The following is a 21695-nucleotide window of genomic DNA, read 5'->3' as shown; positions in this document are numbered from 1 at the left end:
CCGCCACGACCCTGCTTCTGCTCCTGTGGGCGCCACCGCATGTCCGGCGGCGCCCTCTACCTGACCGGCTCGTTCCACACCTGGGACCCTAGGATCCTACGGCGCCGGCGGGGGCGGGCCACCGATATAGGCGTTGTACAGCTCCGACAGCACCCTGCCGACCATGCCGTCCTTCAACGGTCGCTTGTGGAAGCGGAAGCTCCAGCCCTTGTCCGGGTGCTTCTCGATCTTGAGCTCGGAGCTGAAGACGTAGAGGACGAGCGCCCCGATGACGAACGCCGCGATGGGGGCGCGCTCGACACGACCATCGTCGTCATCGACGGCACGCCGAACCCGGTCGGGCTCCGCGTCGGCCAGATGCCGCAGCGCGAGCCTGGCCAGATCACCGTTGGACGGAGCCTTGCCCGGCGCTATGAACCCGGCCAGTTCGGGGTCGCCCAGCGCCTCCTCAAGACGTTCTTGTTCGCGAGCAAGCTCGGCAAGGTCCAGGCTCCGGCCGCCGAGCTCGATCGCACGCACAAGCGCGGCCTCGGCCTGTTCATCGGTCAGCGCTTCAATCCGTGCGTGCAGGTCTCTCATTCATCCTCCGGTCCGGAGATCAAGAACGATGGGAATACTCCTGGAGCAGTTGCTCAGGAGTGGGCGCGGCGGCATGCTCCAGCACGAATCGCAGCAAAGTGGCGGTGGGCCCATCCGAAGACGCGGGGACGTTGTCGAAGTCTCTGGACAGGATGCTCCGCAGCCCATGAGCAAGCATGATCATGTGCGGCTCGGCGGGGAATCTGTCCAGGTTCTCGGCCGCCTGCACGGCGATCTCCTCGTTCCCTCGCGCGCCCGCGACCACCGCTTGGAAGAGCGGTGCCAACCCACGGGCCGCCCAAAGATACTGCGATGTGGCGATGTAGGACGGGTCCCACGATCGCCGGACCTCGATCGCACGGGCGACGACGGCCGCCGGAACAGGGTGCAACGCGGCAACGCCCTCAACGGCGAAGAACAGGCCCAAGAGTTCTCGCAATATCGAGATCATCCCCGCCCATGCCAACTCTTCTGCCTGCGCTTCGAGCAGTCGCTCGACTTCTTGCGATATCGCTTTGCTGCCGTTGAATCCGAGATATATTCCCGCGATGACCGGTTCCCACAGGGCAAGAGCTTCATGCACATCGAAGAAGAGGTGGGCGCTTTCCACCTTTCCCCTGAGAATCAGGGATGAGTATCGTTCATAGATCTCCTCCCACTCGCACTCGAGGCCGTCCAGAAACCCCTGAAAATGGACTCCCGGGATGTTGCCCAGTAGATCGATCAGAATGCCGACGTTCGACGGAACGGGACGGTCTGCCTCGGCTAGAATCGAGGCCAGTCGCAGCATGGACTTAGACGCAAGGGCACTGCCAGTAAGATCGTCGATCAAGCTCGCAGCGATGGCGTGGGCCACGGACTCCGAGCGGGCCTCTCCTTCAGAGAGGGTCTCCGCGATCAATCCATGCGCCACTGAGATGGCGTCGGCATCCCGCGATCGATAGGCATGGCGGAGCCCTTCCCACATCAGATCCGACATGCCCTGGGTTGTGGTCGACTCGATTCGTCCCAGCATGAGCCGACACTGGCCGAGCATGCGCGCGTCGTGCTCTCGGTCGAAGACCTCTTGACATGCCATAACGGCCGCTCGGGCTTCTGCATGGCGTCCAAGGTGCAGCAACCGCTCACTATTGACCAGTCGTGCATGGGCGAGTTCCCGTGGAGAAGCACCCCGCGTCTCGATCGCCGCGATAAGTTCGGTATCGAGGTCATGTGCTTTCGACCAGGCGCCCGACCTCACGGCAATACTCGATCCTACCTTGAGAATTCTTTCCTTGACCTTCCAGGGTACTTCCGCCTCGCTCACCGAGGATTCAAGGGGCAATTGATCGGCGCGTTTCCGCAATTCGATGAACTTGTCGAGAAGCTGCGCGCCAGGCTCGATCTCAGCAAGGAGATCGAGCCTGGTACATTCGTCGGCCAGGCGGGTCCACGGGCCGTACCCTGCCGCTGACGTATGCTGGATCATTTCGTCACAGAGCTTGAGTGCCTCGGAATTTCGCCGCTCATCAGAGTTCATCAGGTCGATCAGCACGTCCGCCGCCAGGCTCGCCCGGCGATGGTCTCCCTCTCGGCACACCGCCTCATAGAGGTCGCGAACCCGCTGCTCCGCCGCTACGGGATCAAGACGGGCCTCGGCCTGGGCGAGCATCAGTTCGGCGCGTCGTCGGTGGGCTGCCTCTTCGATCCGACCGACGGCCTGACGGAGCAGCGGGAGCACACGAGCAGCGGCGGCGGCCGACGAAGAGTCGAAGTGGAGTGCCATCTCCAGCATCGGCAGCACGTGCTGCCACTCACCGGCACGAACGAGATACGGAATACCCGACTCCGCAGCCCACATCATCGCGCCCGCCGTCCCGTCCTCTCCAGCTGGATTGAAGCTGTCGAATAATGCTTCATGCCAGAAACTCCCGGCCGCCTGATCCACGAAATCCTGCATTTCGCTGCCCGCTAGACGACGGCTGGCCTCCGCGATCTGAGGGTGAATGCGATAGCGGGTTCCGGGCATGGACTCGTCCAAGCTCAACAGCGCGGCGTCAGACAGTACGGCTACCGAATCCCTGACCAGAACCTCGGTCGGGACGCCGACGGACTGAAGAGGCTGCTCCAGGATTCCTTCGAGCACCACGAGGAAACGGTCACGATCCTGTAGACAGGAAATAAAATAGAAGATCCGGGCAATATGTCGGGGAAGCCGCTGGACGATGCTTTCCGTCCATGAGTCGAGAATCTGCGCATAGTCCGCCGATTCGGCGGCGCTCTCCTCGTCGGTGAAGAAGCCCTCTGGAACACCGCCGCGAGCCGTCCAGGACTCCTCGGCCTGCCCCAGCGATCGCTCCAGGGACTCCAGCGAGGACGCCTGACCGTTCGCCAGTTCGAGCAGCTTCGGATGCCCCTGCGACAGGCGCAGAATGCGAGCTGCCAACTCGTTGTCGGCATCGTCCGCAAGTCCCTCGTGGCCGTCGATGAGGCGGCGAAGGTTGGGCAGTTCGCGGGCGAGCAGGATGGACTCGCTCAACGAGAGCGAGTGAACGGCTTCGACGCAAACGCTCATCGGCAGGTCCGCCGGCGGACGTCGAGAAGTGAGCACGATCTTGGACAGTCCGGAGTGCGCGGTCATCGCCTCCAGCAGCCTCCCCCAGCGAGAATCGCGCCAGTTGTCCTTGCTCGTGAGCAGTGACTCCACGTTGTCGATCATGATCAGAACACGTTCGTCACGCAGGAATGCCGTCAACGCCGGCAGGAAACTCTCCAGCTCCGTATCGTTCCGGAAAACGGGATCGAGGTCCGGCAGGCGCGGCAGTTGCGTCTTGAAGGCGGCGGCCAGATCGCCGAGCGTCCCACCGATCTCCGAGCCGTCCGGCGGTGCCTGATACCAGACGACCTCGCGGAAACCGTCGCTGTGCAGGTAGGCGAGTTCCTGCGCACAGGACGTCTTGCCCGCTCCGGCCATCCCGTGGAAGAGCACGCCCGCCCTGCCGCTCTCCGGCGCCAGGGCCGCGCTGGCGCGGGCCAGCACCCCGACCCGACCTACGAAGCGTTCGGATTGTTCGAGGCGGGCCGTCTTCTTCAGGTCGCTGAACTCCCGCGGTCGTCCCTCCGGGGCGGCGATCTTCAGGTCCACAGCCGACGAACCGATGACGGTGGGCGTACTGCGGGACAGCGCCGGACATTCTGGGGTGGGAGTCGTCGAAGCGGCGTCCTTCAGCGCCAGCCCGAGCGCCCGGGGCAGGGCGTGCCCCTTACTGATCATGTAGTGGTACAGCCGCTTCGAGAAGAGGGCGGCGAACCCGTCCACGACCGGGAATCTCATGCCCACGACGGCACACCTGAGGTGCTGCGCCAAGTTCAGGGCGAGCATCGATTCGGCGGTACCGTCTCCTTCTTCCTCTGCGTCCTCGGCTCGAACGGCGGGTTTGAGCCCCAGTAGGCCGAGATGGTCCACCGTCGCGTGAGCGGCGGAGTGGCAGGCCGCAACGGTGACGAGTTTCAGCCGCCGGTGCGCGGGCCGGAGCATCTCGACCAGGTCGCCATTCGTCACCAGGTCATGGGTGCCGTCCGATCGCTCGAGCAGCAATGCACCGCGGGCACCGTGCCCGGAGATGTGGACGACGTCCCAACCTTCGGCCTCCGCGATGACGTCATTGAGCCGCTCCCGGGTAACTCCGTACTGGAGGATGCGGAGGTCGATCGCTTTCCCCTCTGCGGCCCATGAACTGAACTGTTGGACGAGTTCTCGCCGCTCGCGCCGTAAATTCAGCGCGGAAGAGCCCTCCGGAACGGTGAACAGGCCGAGAACGCGAAGCCTGTCACCGACAGGTTCTTTCGGCGGCCGTCTGAAGGGCGCGGTGGACGCGGCTTCGACCTCCAGGACCAGGCTGATGCCGGCCACCGCCAACGACGCGTCATCGAAGACGGCCGCCTCCAACGGATAGGCGATCAGTGCCCTGGCCTCTTCGGGGATCAGCACCCGAACCGTGCATGGCGCGTAGAACAGCAGGGCGTCCCCGAGACCCGACCCGAACACTGAGTCGGCGATCCAGCGCCCAAGGTCGTGCAGGATCTCCGCTTCGTGTTGCAGCCTGCGGTCACGAGACGCTCGTACTGTCAGGTGTTTGTGAAGGTCGCAGAACGCCCGGTACTCCGCTGAATCAGCCGTCAGGCGCACCTCATGGTCGGCAAGGAATTCCGCCTCCAGGCCGGTGAGCTCCCAGCACCACTCGGTGGGTGAGTCGTACTCCGTGACCCGCAGCGTCAGAACGTCCGCCACACGCACCCCCGCAGTCGCTGTCGGTTCGCCCTTCTGCGCGAAGGTAACAGGGACCGACGACCGTTTGCGGACCTTCGGAATTCTCCGCCCGTAGTAGTCACTGGTGCATGTAAACTTTGCGGGCCCGCACGTGGTCCGGAGTGGACACGTACGCACTGCCGACGCCGAGCTGCTCGATCTGCTGGCTCAGATCCTGTCCATCACGTCCGCGCAAGAAGCCGGCGGTGGTCTTGGATTCCGGATAGTTGGTGCGGAAGATGACCTTGGTGCCGGCATTGCCGAGGACGTCTCGGTGGAAGTCCGCCATCCCCTGACTGGCGACCACCACTGGGACGCCGTACTTGCGGCCCTCCTTCATCAGCTTCGGCAGAGTGACGTCCTTGGCCAGACGGTGGGCCTCGTCCAGGACGACGGCCAGGCGTAGAACGTCCGCCTGTCCCCAACGGAACATTTCCCGGTAGATCTTCCGGAGCAGGAAGGCTCCGGCCGCGAGCTGCACGGTCTCCAAGTTGAGCCGGCTCAGGTCGACGACCGCTCCCCCGCTCCAGGAGGACAAGAAGGTGTCCGATGGCTCGTCGGGAAACAACCCGAAGTCGGTCAGAGGGCGGATGCGGTCCCTGGCGTTCCTGCCACGTGCCTCCTGCTCCGCTTGTTCAACTGCGGCGGTGAATTGTTGCATGGTGGGGATGCCGCCGGCGGTCTCGTAGGCACTCCGTAGCCCGTCATAGACATGACTGCGCTGGATCTCGCCCAGACCGCAGACGTATCCGATGATCTCGGCGACCTCCCACGCGGTCGCGTTGCGCGAGTGTGTGTCCGCTGACGGGAGCTCGAAGGGACTGAACGGCAGCCCTTCCGCGGCGTCGATAACCTGGGCTCCCGGTGGGGGGTCCGCCGCCATGTCGCCGTGAAAGTCCACGATCAACGAGGACAGCCCCTGACCGGCGAATTCTCCGATGATCCGCCGGGTGGTCACCGACTTGCCCTGGCCCGGTATCCCCAGGATGAAGGCGTGTGGGCTGCCCTTCGTGCTGACGTTCCAGGTGACCGGGGTACCTCCGCCGTCCTTGCCCAGCTCCACGCTGATCGTGGAGGGGTGGGGCTTCGTGGGTTCGTCCGGATCGTCGGTTTCGGGGTCGGCGGGTGCGGTGTCGCCCTTGGGCGCCTGAGAGGACGGATCGCTCGGCGCCTCATCCTGGGCGGCGGCCCCGTCTGCCGGTGCTTCCTCGGGATGCTGGGACGGCTCAGGGGATGGTTCCGGGCTCGGCGGAGTGCCCGCGCCGCCGAGCGTGGTGAAGCCCGCTTTACCGAGGTCGCCGGCGGTGAGCACCTTGATCGACACGTCGCGGTGCTTGGCGGGAAAACCGGCGGCGCCGCCCGGGCTGATGACGTAGCCGGTCTTGTTGATCTCGGCGGGCTCGTTCGACTCCTCGATCCGATCAATGTTGCGGTGCAGTTCGGTCAGTCGACCGGCCTCGATGAGACCGTGCCGGGAAGACTTTTCCGCGTAGTAGTGAAGCAACCCGGCCAATCGGGAACGTTGCAGAGCGCCGTCCAGCCGCGGTGGGTCGACGGCGAAGAACTGGCGCTGCAGCACCCGTTCTGTGTTGTCGAGCTGGTCGACGATGTCGTCGGCCAGCGCCGCCGGCAGTTGTGCCGCACGCCGCCCCTTCACCTCGATGCACTCGATGCGCAACGAGCGCTGGGTGACGCGAACGAGCAGCAGGTCGCACCGCCGGGCCGGCTCGTCCCCATCACGTGAGCGGGCGCCGAAGATCTCCGGATGCGCGTCGACGGGTACCACGATCCGGCCGTCGAGCTGACCGCGAAGCTCCAGATGCGCCATGACGGCGGCGAGACTGACCGCCTCAACGGACAGTGAGGTCTCGCGGAGAACGCGCAGTGCGAGTCTCCCGGAGACGAGCATCAGCCGGCTGAGCGCTTGCGACACCGACTTCTCGTCCTGAGCCAGGCCAAGGACGCGCAGCGCCTCGCCCAGGATGCGCCGTACTTCGCCGTGATGCGCAGTGGTGACGGTGAGCTTCTTGCCGAGCCCTTCGAGGAAGTCCGGCGTGTAGTCGAGAAGGTAACGGGTGCCGTCCGGTTCGCCGGTCGTCGCCTCCTCGAACAACTCCGGGCCTATCCCCCGGTCCAGGGTGACGACCCAATCCGCACGGTCATGGGCAGCGTGGAGCCTGTCAAGGTCTTCCGAATCCAGATGGATGCCCAGCGCCGGTACGGCTGCCTGCAGCCCTAGGTGGGCGGCGACGGCGGCCTGGTGGGCGCGGTGCGCCTCCACGATGTCGCCCTCCAGCCGACCGGAACCGCGTGGCTTCAGCGCCGGCGTCACGTACCACGTGGCGGAGCCGTCGGGAGCACGCTCGGACCGCAGCGGGGTGAGCAGGTCTTGGAAGGCAGTAGTCCACTGGCCGGTCTCCACCTCGGAGTCGGTGACATGGCCGCGGGCCATGTCCTGCACCAGGGCGAGGTGGTGCCCCTCGCGGTCCTCGGCCAGGCGGCGCAGCTCACGGGCGGCCAGGCCCATCGATGGCGCGAGGTGTGTGGCGGTGCGCCGGATCTCTCCGGACGCGACGGCCCGCTGCAGCTCACGCAGGTCGGCGACCGGATCGGTGTAGGAGAGCCGGTCACTGTAGGCGATGAGCTCGAGGCGCCGCGAATCGTCCAGGACGGGCTCGTCCTGTCCGGGTGCCTCGCCGGGCAGGACGAGCGGCTCAAGCGCCCGGCGCAGCACCGACCCCGAACCGGGATTGACCGCCATGATCCGTAGTGTCCCGGTGCCGGGGTGGGCTTCCCGGTAGCTGCGGATGCGGTCGCCGAGCGCATCGGCGGAGACCGACAGATCCGCGTTGTCGCGAGGGATCTCGAGCGCCCCGCAGATGATGTCCGAGGCCGACTGCGGTTCCTTGGCGTCCGGCGGCAGGTAGAGGGCCGATCCGTGGGTCAGTTCCTCGGCGTAGACGAGCGGCTGCTCACGACGGTCGACCGCTGCGAACGGCATGTTGGCGGGCGACAGGCGGGACACCATGGCCGGATCAACGCGGCCGGCCCGGGCCGACTTGCGTTTTCCCTCCTGGGCAATCTCGTCGGCCCACTGGCGCAGCAGCTGGTCGTGCGCCGCCGTCCAGGCCAGACGCAGCGGATGGGTGGGCAGCAGGACGAGCCCGGACACCTCGTCGGTCGCGGTGCCGACGCGGACCGTCAGCGTGTCCATCGCCAGGAGCGCGGCACGGGTCGGTGAGTCGGCGTTGTCGAGTGCCCGGCGGTAACTCTGCACATAGCTCCGCGCCTGGTCGCGAAGGCCGTCGTCCCAGCTCAGCACCTCGACCACGTCTCTGGGGAAGCGGTCGGCAAGGGCGGTGAGCAGTTTCCGGCGACGGTCGGCCAGGGTTCGGGGGATCTCCAGTACGCGCGGCTCCGCCTTCTCCGGGTCTACCGGCTCACCGAGCGGAGAGTAGGCGTCGAAGGCGATCACCGCGCCGGGGTTCCCGACCATCCGGCGCTGCAACTCGACGATCACCCGCGACACCTTGATGCGGGCACGGCGTCCGCCGACCCGGAGGTCGAACACCTGCCCGGCGGTGTCCCATGCCGGTGCGCCCTCGGCCAGGTCTCCACCGGCATCGATCGCGATGGCGAGCACCGCCTCGGGCAGAGAGGCCGCACCCGCCGCGCGAGGAACGGGCTGTGGCGCGTACTCGTGCAGCTTGACCTCGAACTGGTCGCTTTCGGCCTCCGCCTTCTCATCCTGGAGGTCAAGGTCGTTCCCGTCGGCGTCCTGTGCCCGGACACGGATCACGAACAGCGTGCCCGTGGCGAGGTCGTCCTCGCTGAGGTCCACTCGCAGCGTCGCCCGCCGTTTATCGCCCTTCACCTTCGCCGTGGTCACCGGCGGCGTATCGTCCGTCCGGAGGTCGGACGGGGGGAGCATCTCCAGGCGCCACGAGGCGACCGAAGTCGTCTTGGACGGCTCGGTCGTCCACTTGACGGTCACCTTGCCGGGCTGGTCGGGCGCGACGTCGCAGTACAGCTGGCCGTCATCGTGCGACAGCCGGAGCTTGCACTGCGGATCGACCGTGCCATTGTCCCGACGGAACGGGGTGACCTTGATCTTGTCCAGGCCGACCTGCTGGAACTCGGTCAGCGGCCAGCGCTCGAACGTCAGCTCCCCGGCATGGTTCTCCTCGATCTCGCGGCCCCAGATCACCGGATTGGCCAGCGCTCCGGCCGCCTGCCGCTCAAGGAATCTCAGCAGATCCTGTCGAAACGCGCCGGCCGTCACCTCCCCCTCCGCGAGGCGATCGACGATCCGTGCGGTCGGACGCGCGGGCCGGGCGATCGCCCCGACCGCCTTCGCGTTTCGCGGCAGCCTCGTCTCGACCCCGCTGTCTCCGAGGTCGGGGACGAGCCCGACCTGCCACAGCTGACGGCCGACCGTGCGGTCGCTCGGGTCCGCCGCCACCGCGCCCAGGAAGCGGGCCCACCGCTCCACCTGACGGGTCCGTCCGAGAACCCGCTTGACCTCGTTGACCAGGGCGGCCACAGCGGTCGCGGACAGGTCCTTCTCCAAAGACCCGGTGACCGTCGTGAGCAGGGTGATCAGTGGTAGCGGTTCGAAGGAGTTGTCCAGTGAGCTGGCCGCATGGCCTGCGCCCGCCGGAACGAGCAGCAGCAGCGGAGGCCCCTTGCGGTTGCGCAGCTCGATCGCCCGGTCCGCTCCGATCTCCAGCCGGTGCTGCGGCTTGGAATGGGCGAGCACGTGGACCTGGCATTCGAGCCGCCGACCCTCGACCTTGTCGGCGACGGCATGGGCGTCCACGGTCGACAGGTCGTCGACGCGGACGCAGTGTCCCGGCTGCCGCTGCTCCAGGCGGCTCGCCAGGTGGTCCGCGATACGGTCGATCAACGTCGGCGGCAGCTCTGCGCTCACGCTGTCTCCAAGGGGTTACGGACGTACTGGGCGGAGAAGTCGTCACTGAGGCCGTCGAAGCAGCCGAGCAGCCGGAGCCGGCGCTTGAACGCCTCGAGGTTCGCGGCGGCCGCGGCGCGGTTGTCGACGCTGTCGAAGGCGGCGGGCGGGCGATCGATGAGGATGCCGAACCGGTCATGCAGGGTCTTCAACAGCTGCGCGATGGGCATCCTGGACCGGAGGCGAGAGCCCTGGGCCGCGGTGAAGCAGACCAGCAGGAGTGCGTACATCAGGTCGTCCGACGGCGCGTACCGCCATGACCGGCGGGAGTTCATCGAACCGGTGATCAGCCCGTGCGGCTTCATGATCCCGCCGGTGGAGGAGAACCACCGGACCTGGTTCTTCAGGGCGGTGCCGGACAGTCCTTCGACCAGCAGGGTGGTGAGCTGTTCGATCGAGGGCTCGTCGGAGTCCATCACCGAGGCGATGAACTCCAGATCCTCATCGGTGCCGTGCTCGCGCGTCTCCTCCTCGATGGCCTGCATCTTGATGATTGCGTAGGCGCTGATCAACGGGTCCTCCCGCAAGCCGATCATGGCCACTAGGCCGTCCGGCATGGGCAGGTTCTTGATTTCCTCACCACGCTTGCGGAGGGCGGGCATGGCTTCTCGCAGGGAACGCAGCAGGAGGCGGTTGGGCATGAAGCCGCTCATGATCTCCAGGTCCCGCAACACGCATTGACGGGCCAGCTCGTCCGACGCCGCGCCCCGTACGCGAGTGAAGTCGCAATACAGCTCCAGGGGGTTGGGGGCATCGACATCGTCACGCATGTCCTCGGATTTCTCCCCGGTGTTGAGAACGTGCCGTGCGGCCCGGGCGACACGCAGCGGCAGCTGGAACAGCCGCAGCGAGATCAGCGCCGCGAACCGATCGACGAAGGCCGACGGGGTCAGGCGGCCGCCGTAGGCGATGAGGTAATCCAGCAGGTCGTCGGCGAGCCCGCGCGTTGCTCCCGGTACAACACTGCTGCGGAATCCCTGGGGGGCGGTCCGTGCGCCGAGAGGAGTGAACTCCTCCAAGAAGTACAGCGACAGCAGCGCATTGATGTCGATGTCCGTCCGGCCGTCGTACTCCGGTACCCACTGGCCTGTGGGACCGATATTCACTCCAGCGCCCACCGCTTTTCTGAGCTTGTTCCCGAGGTTCTGCTCGGGAGCCTCGACGCCGCGTTGTCTCAGCTGCTCGATGAGCAGGTGGTAGATCAAGGTGTGCGCGTGGCGATGGCGGCGGGTCTTGGGGAGCCCCGCACGGTAGCTGGCGATGGTCAGCGGCTGTATGTAGTCCATCTGCGTGCCGGACCGAGCCCGCCCCTTGGCGCCGATCCGCACGATGGACGATCGCAGCCATCCGTCGAGCACCTTCATGCCCTGCTCGTCGTCGAACCCGTCCAGGCGTCCGCTGGCCGCAAGCGCGGCGAGGTAGCGGCCATAGTCGTCGGCGTCCTTCGGTGCCGACGACATCCGGCCCTGTTTGATCACCAGCTCCCATAGGTGCGGCAGCAGGCGGTCCACGTCGACGTCGTTGAGCTCCACCAGCGTCAACTCGGTGAACTCAAGACTGCGCAGCTGCTTCGGAATGACGATGGTCATGCTCGCTCCAAGACGATGCGCTGGTCGACGACCTTCACGCTCCGCGCCGTTCCGGCGGGATTGACGATGCTGACGGCATTGGCCGGACTCCGTCGAAGGGCGGCGGCGAACGTCTCGATCTCCTGGCGGACGGAGTCGGCGGCGCTGTCCCCGATCAGCTCGCCATCGGCGGCCCGTATCACCAGCTCGAAGGTGTCCAGGGTGAGGATGAGGGAGTGTCCCTCGACGTGGTCGAGCCAGAGTGCGTCCGGACGCCACTCGACGTATGGGGACGAGTGCTCCACCCGTTCGAGAGAGAACTCCGCGGCCGGGATCTCTTTGAGCACCGCCCATGTACCGCCGGCCCCCTGGTCCGCGACGGCCAGGTCATCGCCCCGGTATCCCGGCGCGCCAAGCAGCCGGCTCAGCCCTCGCAGGACCCGGCCGCGGGTCTCTTCGAGGCGTTCACCGGAACCGAGCAGCGCCTCCTCGAAACCGCCGAGATGGCGGTAGACCCGAACCGTCTCCCGCCTCAATCCACCGGAGTTCCAGAGGCCGAAGAAGAGCCGCCGCTGTACTCGCTCACGATCCCGGTCGCCGAAGGCCGTCGGATCGTCCGCCACCGACCGGTCGGCGCGGGCGGCCCGCTCAGCATCCGGGGCCGCGGTGTTCGCCGGGTCGAGGTCGGCCCACTCGCGCACCAGGTAGTCGGCCGAGCGCGGGTCGAAGGCCAAATCCTCGACGAGGGCATCACCCGCGCGGCGCAGGTCCATGCCCCGTTCGCGTGCCCGGTGCACGCCGTCGCAGGAACGGTCACCCGTGATCAGCCAGGCCAGCGCCGAGCGCACGTCCCGGAACGTGGCGCGGCGCTGGCGCCGCAGATGCGAGGTGGCCACGAGCTCCTCGACGGCCGGCCGCGCCGGACCGCGCAGCTCGGTGGCGTTCCGCACCATGGGGCAGACCTCCCGGGACAGGCACCCTTCACATGGCTTCCAATGCTCCGGATCAGTGAAGCTGTCCAGAATGCGGCCGGCGAGGCTAGGGGCATCACCGGGCCTGCGGGCCAGGGTGCGCCGCTTCAGGTCCACCAGCGCGATCGTCTCGTCGCCGGTGGGTTTACCTGACATCTGGCCGAGAACCTCACGAGCATCGTCGTCGTAGATGTCCTCGTGGTCGGTGAAGAACTGCAGCAGCCGCCCATCGTTGATCGCGAGCAGGACGGTGCGTCGCTGCGGATCCTCGTCCGGACCCGGATCGAGCGCCTCGCGCATCAGGTCGTCGGAGGACTTCCCATCGTGCGACTCGCTGGCGTCGTAGACGGCCACGAACGTGTGACCGTCCAGATTCATCCGCCACCCGGCGGCATTCTCACTGATGACCTGTGCGCCATCCTGGTGGAGCTGTTCGCTGATCTTCACTAGGAACGACGTCTTACCGTCGCCGGGATTGCCGGTCAGCAATACCAGGCGCAGCTCACCCCGGGCGATCGCGGGCAGCAACTCGGTGTCCAGCAGGGTCGGCACGTAGGTCCGGTGCGCGAAATCGTCATCCAGGCCTCGGTTGCCGCTGTTGCCCACACTGCTGGCCCGGTAGAGGCCGCGCAGGTGGTCCACGACCGGGTTGACCAGGAGCTCCCCCTGGGGCTCGACGATCTCGTCGAGCAGCTGCAGCTGGGCTGCCAGCTCGTTCGCGGATGCGGGACGCTCGGCGGGGTCGGTTCGGACGGCGCTGTACAGCACCTCCAGCATCGCCGCGCCGAGCCGCCCCCAAGCCCGGCGTTCGTCGTCGGTCGGCGGAAGCAACCGCTCCCGATCGTCGTCACCGCGGGCGGGGTCGCCGGCGTAGGGGTAGCGCCCCAGCATCGTGTAAATCATGGTGACTGCGAACCCGTAGAGGTCACTCTGGGCGGTGGCGCCCTGGGCGGCACGCAGTTCCGGGGCCATGAACGGCGGGGTGCCGACCACGGTGGTCGCCTGCGGCCGGCCGGCGACCCCGAAATCGATGAGCTTGGCGCGAGCCTCCGGGGTGACGATCACGTTGGTGGGGGTGACATCACGATGCACGAGGTTACGGTCGTGCAGGTGAGCGAGGGCTGACAGGACGTCCAAGGCGATGGTCCGGTAGCGCTGCGCATCCGGTGAAGCGGCGGCGGCGAAGCCCCTCAGGTTGTCGCCGGGGATGTACTCCAGTACCAGGTAGCCCGGCTTCTCGCGGCTGATGTCATAAACCCTGGCGCAGTGGTCGTGACGGATGCGGTCTGCGGCCTTGTACTCCTGCTGAGCATGAGAGGCGGCGGCGTCGTCATGGAACTGCTTGATGACCCGGTCCGCCTCGGCGGAGGTGTCCCATGCGCGCCAGGTGTGCGCGAAGCCGCCCTGCCCCAGGCTCTCCTTGATCTCGTACCGGTCGGCGACGACGCCGCCGACCCGGAACTCTTCCGCGGCGTCCGTCTTCCCCACGGCAACGCGCTCCTTGTTCATCGCCTCAATAACCTGACCGATCCGCGTGACCGCCGTGGCGGCCTCCGGACGTTCGCGAGGGTCATCGGCAAGGCAGTCCGCTAGGAGGGGACCAATGACGGGCGTCCGGACGATAGCCTCCCGCACCGCCTCTACTTGAGGCTCGGCCGCCAGGTCACCGAGCACCCAGCCACTGAGCGCGAGCGCGAGTGAGTAGACGTCCGACGCCGGTGTCGCGTACGCGATGCCATCTCGGCACTCCGGCGCGCGGTAGGGGACACCTGGATCGGCGTCGGCGCTCATCTGGGGAGCGATGGTGCGTTCACCCTCCACTCGTGCGAGGTAGAAGTCGCTGAACTTCACTCGCAGCCCGCGACCGAAGAAGATGCGGCGGGGGTACAGCCCGCGGTGCACTAGCCCCACTTCGTGCACCTCGGCCAGGCCCCGGAAGGCGTCGGTCACCACATCGATCGCCACCTGCTGCGGCAGCCGACCGTCCTCCCTGGCGGGATCATCGATCCGCACCGAGCCGGCCAAGTTCTTGCCGTGCGCCGGAACGACCGGCACGACGATCCACTGCCGTGCCTCGTACTCGAAACTGGGGTGGATCTGCCAGGCGCGGTCGCGTTCCTCTAGCCGGTCCAGGGCGAGCCGCTCCCGCTTCATAATGGCCTGTGGCGAGGCATCTGGACCCCATCCATGCATCGGATAGCACCGGAGGATCACCGTGCGGTCTCCGTCCTTGGCGTGGAAGCAACGAGCCGTTTCGATGGGCTCGATCTCCCCTACCACCTGGTACGGCCCGATGCGTTCCGGCTTGAGCTCCCGTTCGGGCAGACCGAGGAGAAAGGCGATGGTCTCGTCTCGCACAGCCTGCAGGCCGACCCCACAAGCCTCGTCCTGCCGCCGTAGCCACGCCGCGGCACCAGCTAGCTTGACGACGGCATCCCCATCGGCGTAAGTCGGGCCGACCACCAGCTCGACATTGTCGTGGGACAGGACGATGCCGGCAATGACAGGACGCCCGCGGACCTTCGAGCCGTAGCCGGACACCCGGGCTCGGAGTTGCCCTGCGAGCACGCGTGCCAGGTGGTTGGCCCGGTCCAGCGGATTGCGGCGTTCCTCGCGCTTGACCCGCCAGAACTGGTCTCCGAGTTCGATCCGCGGCCCCCATGCCTTCTCGTCCAGGACGAAAAGCGCATGGTCTCCGACCACTACGAGGTCGAGGTCGTCGCGGCGGGGCCCGCTCAGCTTACGACCGGCGATCACGTGCCACGAGCCGGGGAGATCACGCGCGAGACTTTCGGCGGTCTTGCGCTCGCCAGGGCCCTGGTAATCCCCCATCACCGTCAATTCCGCCACGCTCACACCTCATAGTCATCGGGCCAAGTGGACGAATGGACGCCTGCACATCTATGGAGCCGACCGAGATAGGGACTGTCCCGGGTGTAGGTCACGAGGAGCTGATCACGGGCCCGGGTCATCCCGACGAAGCCGACCTTGCCGCGTTGAGCCGCCTGCCGATCACGTTCAGGGTCCTCGCCGGCAGGGCTGGGCAAGGTCTCCAGGCCGAACAGCACGACCACATCGAACTCGTAGCCTTTGGCGGAATGCACCGTCATGATCTTCACTTCGGGAGTGCGCGGGTCGAACGTCGCGGCGTTGCCTCGGTTGACCACGAGGTAGGGCACCTCGGCCTCGCCGAGGGCGGTCCGCAGGCGCCCGAGCGATCCCTTCCATTGGGTGATGAGGACGGCGATGTCCTGCGGCTCCCGCTCGCCGTGGTCGAGCATGCGTCGTATCTCCCAAGCCACGGCGGCGGCCTGTGCGCTCCAACTCTCTGTCCAGATCAGTTCTACCGGCTCCCCGTCCAGAACCGCGTCGCCTGCCGCCGACTCGGCATCTGGCTGCGTGGTGGACGCCGCCTCAAGTATTTGGCGGGTACTGCGATAGGGACGTTCAAGCCGCAACTGCGCTACCCGCCGGTCGGTGAGGGCCGGTGGTCGGTCCGCGTCCCGGTAGAGGGCCTGTCTTTGATCACCAGCGAGAACGGCACCGCCACGATGTGGTCTCACGGTCGCCAGAGCGAACCTGATCCAGGCATCGTGAAAGTCCTGGGACTCGTCGATGAGCAGCGCGTCCACGACGGGGTCGATCCCTTTCGCCACTGCCGCGGCCACGTCGGCCTCGGCCCGTGCCGGATCATCGAGGGCGATTCGATGCCTCATGGCGTGGGAGAACTTGCCGAACGTCGTGACCTCGACGTTCGGGTGCTCCTCGACGAGGCGACGCAAGTACGGCACCAACGCATTGTTGAAGCACAGGAACACGATGCGCCAGTCGGGATGCTGGGCGGCCAGATACCGTGCTCGCCCGGCCAGGACCAGCGTCTTGCCGCTACCCGGCGGGCCGGAGAGCAGGAGCACGTCGTCCACAGGGATCGTGGCAGCAGTGGCCTGCCGGGCATCCAGCTCGATCCGCCGCCGATGCCGCTCCCCCCGTCCGGGGTCGAAAGCACCTCGCCGAGACCGGACGTCGAAGGTCAATGTGGGCGCCAGCGCGGAACGCAGCGACGCCAGATCGTCCGGCTCGGGCGGCCGTGGCTCCAGGCGGGCCAGCCATGTTCCATCTTCAACATCGGCGAGACCGAGCGCACGCGGCCGTTCGCCGTGCGACGGTCCGGCAAGTGGTTCGGAGCAGCCGCCGAAGAGGACCAGGCGGTGCGGCCGGAAACGCTCCAGTATGGGCGCTTCCAGTCGCAGGTCCGAGATCTTCCGGTTCAGCCGGACGAAAGGCTCGCGCGCCGCCGGATCGTGCTCGGTCACATCAACGTCGATGGCTACCAATCCATAGGTGCGATCGACCACGATGAGGTCGGGCCGATCGTCGCCGTCAGCGCACAGCACCAGCGCGTCTGAGGCGAGATCCTGCATCAGTCGGCGCAGCATCGTCTCCAGCAGCGGCTCCGTCGCCGCTCTCATACAACCCCCTCACCAGGACGGCCACACCCCTTTAAGCGGCCGGGCAGATGCCACGCGTGTTCCATGGACCCTGCTAAGACATATACGACCGGTAAGCGCCTTGTACAAGGATTCCAAGTTCTCGGTGAGGCAGGACCTGTCTCCGCCCGGGCCACCGACCTTCATCCGCAAGGCTGCGAATACATAGCAATGCCGGTGGATACATGCATGAACCGGCAGATATAGGCCGTATTACATGCATTTTCATTGACAGATGCCATCGAAGCCACGCAAAGGCGCGCCGAAGCGCCCCAGTTTCGATGGAGGGTCTGAGTGAGGTTCCCCTCGTATCACGGACAGCCTCGGGGGAGATGGGTCAGGTGGTCGTGCTACGAGGCTCGGTGTCGGCCCATCTGGCGTCTCTTGATCATCCGATCCGTCGTTCATTAGACACGCCCCCGCGCCACCCCTGGACCCTGACCTTGAAGACCACCTCGTCGTCTATCGCGCGGATCCATTCGTGGTCGACTTCGTCTGCCACGAACTGGGCGCGGGCCCTTGGTCAGCAGGGGTGGTGGATCTCGCCTTAAAGGTTGATCAAGCGGAGGCAACGGGAAGCCGAGGTCCTCCGGGAGCGCTAGCAGCGTCGGCCCGAGTCGATTCCATCGGTCAGGCGTCCTCGCTGATCCCGCCGAGCCGTTCGATGTCCTCGACTCGGATGTCGGTCAGGAGGGAGAGGCTGGAGGTGATCGACCCATCGAGCTTGCGGAGCTTGTCGATGGCTTGACGCATCTCCTCGCGGCTGGACGCCAGATAGGCCCGCACGGCCTGCCCACCAGATCCTTCCTGCTCGTTCGGGGACGTGGGGACCATCAGTGATCAATTCCTCCTGTGTCCAGGTCCACCTTGAGGGGGCGCGCTACACAGAGCGCAGGTCCGGTCTTGTCCCAGTGTGTTGCGCAACCAACTGGTCGGCGAGGACGGCCTGTAGCCGGCTGATCTTCGCTTGGGCTTCGGCGAGTTGAGCTTCAAGGTCTGGGGCTGCGTCCTGGCTCCCCTGGGTGGCGCGGATCTTGGCTAGGGCTTCGAGAGCGGTTTCGTCGGCGGTGGGGAGGGTGTGGAGGTAGCGCTCCGTCGTGGAGATCTTGCGGTGGCCGAGGCGCTCTTTGACGACCTGGAGGTCGGCGCAGCCGGCTAGGAGCCAGGAGGCGTGGGCGTGGCGGAGGTCGTGGATGCGAGGTGACCAGCCGAGGTTGGCGGCGGCTCGGGCGGGGTGCCAGCAGTGCTTGCGGAACCAGTTGGCGGAGATGTGGGGGTCGTCGTCGATGACGCGAGGGTTGCGGGGGTTGTCCTTGCCCTGGGCGCGGCGCTCGGCTCGATAGGCGGCGTAGGCGGCCCGGCAGTGGTGGCATTTGCATTTGCCGAGGCTGTAGGCCGTGATCGTTCCGTGGGTGTAGGTGCGGCCGTTCGGGGCGTTGAAGGTGAGGGTGTCGGGGTCGAGGAGTTCGAGTTTGGGTGGCTCGTCTCGGCGGCGGCTGAAGAAGAGGTCGTCTGGGGCGAGCTCGTTGGCTTCCACGTGGGCTTTGAGCTTGGCGACGATCTGGGGGCTGAGCTTGAAGCGGCGCCAGCGCTTTCCCTTGGGGTAGTCCTTCACCAAGAAGCGGCGGCCCTCCGGGTGGAACCTGGGGACGAGTTCGACGACGGAGCGGCTGACGGTGAGGATGCCGGTGGCGAAGTCGAGGTCCTTCACGCGGAGTTCGGTCAGCTCGCCCCAGCGGAGGCCGCTCTCGATGTCGGTCTCGACCAGGAGTTGGGCGTCCGCGTCTGGGAGGGCCTCGTAAATGCGGGCGAACTGGTCTGCGGTGATGATCTGGCGCGGTTTCTCTGGGACGGGGTCGGTCTTCACGCCGCGGCTGGGGTGGTAGACGAGCACGCCGTCGTTGACCGCGGTGGTGAAGATGGCGTTGAGGATCGCCGTCTTGCAGTACTTGATGCTGTAGGCCGAGGCGCCCTGCTTCTTGCGGTGCGTGATCCACTCGCGGACGGTCTCTGAGGTGATGTCCTGCAGCTTCATGTCGCCGAAGTACGGCATGACGTGGGCGGCGAGCGCATATGCGTAGTCCTGGCGGGTTGATGCCTCGATGCGGTGGTTCGGGAACCAGCGTTCCTCTACGTAGGTGCGGAAGGTCTGGCGGGCACGGCGAGGGTCGCCTGCCTTGCCCTCGGCGATACGTGACTCGGCTCGTTGCCAGGCTCGGTCGGCCTCCTTGCGCGTGCCGAAGGTGCCGGCGGTCTGGCGGACGCCCCGAGCGTCGTCGTAAAGCGCTTGGTATCGGGTCCCCTCTGGACCCTTGCGCTTGCGCGTGAAACCCATGCCCCCCCCGAGCAAGATCATTTGTCACTCATTTGTCACTGGATCATGGAAATCCGAGCGACATCGGCGAGGACAGGATGGCATACGAAACAGTCTCTGACCTGCAGTTTAGTGGGTTAGCGGCGATCTTCGGCGGGGTCAAGATCGCCACTTCCAAACTGGTTACGCGGGTTCGATTCCCGTCGCCCGCTCCCACTAAAAGGCCCAGGTCAACCGACGTTCGGCGACCTGGGCCTTTGATCTTCATCGGGGCTGTTCTTCGTCTTCGTGCCGGATCCGTGCCAGATCAGGCAGGGATGAGCGCTCCTGACGGCCCATCCGGGTCGGCCGCCGGTGGCACGATGAGCCGTCCCTCGATCATCAGGTTGAGTGCATCGGCGATCTTCTTGTCACGCTCGCTTGTGGTGTGTTGGTAGATCAGCGCCGCGCGGGGTGTCGAGTGACCGAGCCCGGTCATCAGCTCCTTGAGCGTCGCTCCGGTCTGTGCGGCGAGCGTGCCGCCGGTGTGCTTGAGGTCGTGCAGGTGCAGCGCAGGGTTAGCGCCAGCGTCCCGCACGGCGCGTTTCCAGATCCGATTGAAGTTGCTTCGTCGGGGCCTACCGCTCTTCGGGCCAGCAGGAGGACGAGCAACCGGTATCGGGGCTGGGCCTTCACGGCGATCGCGAACACTTCGGCGAACGTCGCGGTAGGCCGTTCCGGCGTGCGGAGGCGGAAGCGGTTCGACGCCTGCCACCCGATACCGCGTACTGGCTCAGAACATCACCGCTGGTCTCGACTCGCTTCCAGCAGATCAACAGAATGCAAAGTGGACGCATGAATATCACGATGCACTGAACGTTTTTCACCAGCATCCGTGGGATGGGTGATCACGGCATGGTCGCGGGCGGTGTGGCGGGCCCTGGAACGTGAAGAAGCCCTGGTAGGACGGGTGATCTCTCACAACCCTCCGCGCCCACCAGAGGCATCTCAATGCCCTGTCAAGCGGCCATCGTCGGCGTCACTGCTGTGTAGCGGCGGCGATCTCTCGACATGGCCCAGAGGACATCGACTCGGCGGCGTGCGAGGCTGAGAACGGCCTGGACGTGGGATTTCCCTTCGTCTCGTTTTCTGCGGTAGTACTCCTGTGAGGGGCCGGGTCTGGACATGGCTGTCTGGGCTGACAGGTAGAAGATCCTGCACAGACGTCGGTCGTAGTGAGTGGGGCGGTGCAGGTTGTTGAGTCGCCGCCCCGAATCGTTGGGCACGGGGGCGATCCCGGCGTGGGCCGCGAGGTGCCCTGCGTTGCGGTAGCTCGATAGGTCCCCGGTCCGTGCGATGAGCTCGGCGGTCAGAAGTGGTCCCATACCCGGCATCGATTGGATGATCTCGGCGGTCTCGTCTCCAGCGAGGACCTCAGTGATCTCCGCGTCGAGCTGCTTGACGCGCTCGTCCAGGTCGAGGATCTGCTGGGCGAGGTCCGCGACGAGCCTGGCGGCCCGAGCCTCTCCGGGCAGGACTGTCTGCTGCGCGCGGCCGGCCATGACCGCGCGTTCGGCGATATCGGCCGCGGAGCGCACCTTGCGGCGCAGCAGCCAGTCGGTCAGCCGCTTCACTCCGATGCGGCGCAGCGCGGCGGGCGTCTGGAAGCCGGTCAACAGCACCAGGCCGGTCCGGGATTTGTACTCGAACTCGCGTTCCAAGGCCGGGCAGATGCCGACCAGTAGTTCGCGGAGCCGGTTGATCATGCGGACCCGATAGCTGACCAGGTCGCGACGGCAGGAGGTGAGAAGTGCGAGCTCGTGGATCATCTCCGGCGAGGTCGTGAGCAGCCGGAACCCGGACCGCATCCGGGCGACGTCGGCGATGACCTGGGCGTCTTTGGCGTCAGTCTTGCCCTCACCCGCGAACGCCCCTGCCATGCGGTTCACCGTCCGGCCGGGCACATACACCACCTGCTGGCCATGGCTCACCAGCAGGGCCAGGAGCAGCGCCGACAACCGGCTTGAGATGTCGACCGCCCACCGGACCTCGACGGCCAATTCGCAAGCTGCGGCGATCATAGCCAGGATCGCTTCTTCGTCGTTGGCGACCTTTCGGGACAGCAGTCGTCGGCCCTCGTGGTCGACGGCCACCGTCCAGTGGTGGGCCTTGCCGACATCGACTCCGACCCAGACTCGCTGGACTGTGCTCAACAGGGGGTTCCTTCCCACCTCAGGCTATGCCTCTGTGGTCCAAGGAACGCCCCGCCGACGAAGCCATAAACAGCGATGATCCGCAGCTCTCAATCAGTGGTCAGAGCGTCCAGGGGATCGGGCGGCCTTGCCTCTCAAGCCATCAACGGCAGCTTCACATAAGCCACACCCGGCCCCCTTGGACCACCACCCCATTGTTATGGCTTCACATGCTTTTCTATCGTTCTTCGCTGCCGTTGTCGCGTCAGACCCTGCAGTACGTCACCGGGGTCGTCGGCCGGCACCGCAAGCAGGTCGGCAGCAAGGGGCGGGCGCTGTCTGCGGGGA

Annotated in this window: 10 protein-coding genes; all 10 read right to left on the bottom strand. The window is 66.3% G+C overall.

From position 1 onward, the window contains the following. Window positions 1–96 precede the first annotated feature (96 nt). The 10 genes from QP090_RS36675 to QP090_RS36630 all read right to left on the bottom strand — a co-directional run bounded on the left by QP090_RS36675 (window position 97) and on the right by QP090_RS36630 (window position 21371). Complete coding sequence (locus tag QP090_RS36675; protein WP_285944367.1) at window positions 97–579, bottom strand: hypothetical protein; 483 nt, start codon at window positions 577–579, stop codon at window positions 97–99. Window positions 580–598: 19 nt separating this feature from the next. Further along, a complete protein-coding gene (locus QP090_RS36670; protein WP_285944366.1) occupies window positions 599–4849 on the bottom strand; it encodes a CHAT domain-containing protein in 4251 nt (1416 codons plus the stop codon). A gap of 97 nt (window positions 4850–4946) precedes the next feature. Beyond that, window positions 4947–9797, bottom strand: coding sequence for a helicase HerA domain-containing protein (locus tag QP090_RS36665; protein WP_285944365.1), 4851 nt, complete (start codon window positions 9795–9797; stop codon window positions 4947–4949). Beyond that, window positions 9794–11425, bottom strand: coding sequence for a methylation-associated defense system protein MAD7 (mads7, locus tag QP090_RS36660; RefSeq protein WP_285944364.1), 1632 nt, complete (start codon window positions 11423–11425; stop codon window positions 9794–9796). Before mads7 ends, QP090_RS36665 begins: the two co-directional genes overlap by 4 nt. Beyond that, window positions 11422–15225, bottom strand: coding sequence for a protein kinase domain-containing protein (locus QP090_RS36655; RefSeq protein ID WP_285944363.1), 3804 nt, complete (start codon window positions 15223–15225; stop codon window positions 11422–11424). Before QP090_RS36655 ends, mads7 begins: the two co-directional genes overlap by 4 nt. A gap of 2 nt (window positions 15226–15227) precedes the next feature. After that, complete coding sequence (locus QP090_RS36650) at window positions 15228–16844, bottom strand: 3'-5' exonuclease (RefSeq protein WP_285944362.1); 1617 nt, start codon at window positions 16842–16844, stop codon at window positions 15228–15230. A 648-nt stretch (window positions 16845–17492) separates the two neighbouring features. Further along, entirely contained in the window at window positions 17493–17648 is a 156-nt protein-coding gene (locus QP090_RS36645; protein ID WP_285944361.1) for a hypothetical protein, read from the bottom strand. Window positions 17649–17742: 94 nt separating this feature from the next. Next, on the bottom strand, window positions 17743–19218 hold the full coding sequence (locus tag QP090_RS36640) for a tyrosine-type recombinase/integrase (RefSeq protein WP_285944360.1): 1476 nt from the start codon (window positions 19216–19218) through the stop codon (window positions 17743–17745). Window positions 19219–19483: 265 nt separating this feature from the next. Then, entirely contained in the window at window positions 19484–19930 is a 447-nt protein-coding gene (locus QP090_RS36635; RefSeq protein ID WP_285944359.1) for a tyrosine-type recombinase/integrase, read from the bottom strand. Between the two features lie 244 nt (window positions 19931–20174). Next, window positions 20175–21371 (bottom strand): IS110 family RNA-guided transposase, encoded by a 1197-nt coding sequence (locus QP090_RS36630; RefSeq protein WP_432763119.1) that lies wholly within the window; start codon window positions 21369–21371, stop codon window positions 20175–20177. Between the last annotated feature and the right edge of the window lie 324 nt (window positions 21372–21695).

This window comes from Actinomadura xylanilytica (assembly GCF_030283145.1).
GTDB classification, from domain to species: domain Bacteria; phylum Actinomycetota; class Actinomycetes; order Streptosporangiales; family Streptosporangiaceae; genus Spirillospora; species Spirillospora xylanilytica.
Note: the sequence above shows the minus strand (reverse complement) of the source record. Positions and strands in the feature narration are given on the sequence as shown.

What these genes read in the sequence shown, in the direction of transcription:
- QP090_RS36675 (WP_285944367.1), bottom strand. Translation starts at nt 579, where the DNA reads ATGAGAGACCTGCACGCACGGATTGAAGCGCTGACCGATGAACAGGCC.
- mads7 (WP_285944364.1), bottom strand. Translation starts at nt 11,425, where the DNA reads ATGACCATCGTCATTCCGAAGCAGCTGCGCAGTCTTGAGTTCACCGAG.
- QP090_RS36650 (WP_285944362.1), bottom strand. Translation starts at nt 16,844, where the DNA reads ATGAGAGCGGCGACGGAGCCGCTGCTGGAGACGATGCTGCGCCGACTG.
- QP090_RS36640 (WP_285944360.1), bottom strand. Translation starts at nt 19,218, where the DNA reads ATGATCTTGCTCGGGGGGGGCATGGGTTTCACGCGCAAGCGCAAGGGT.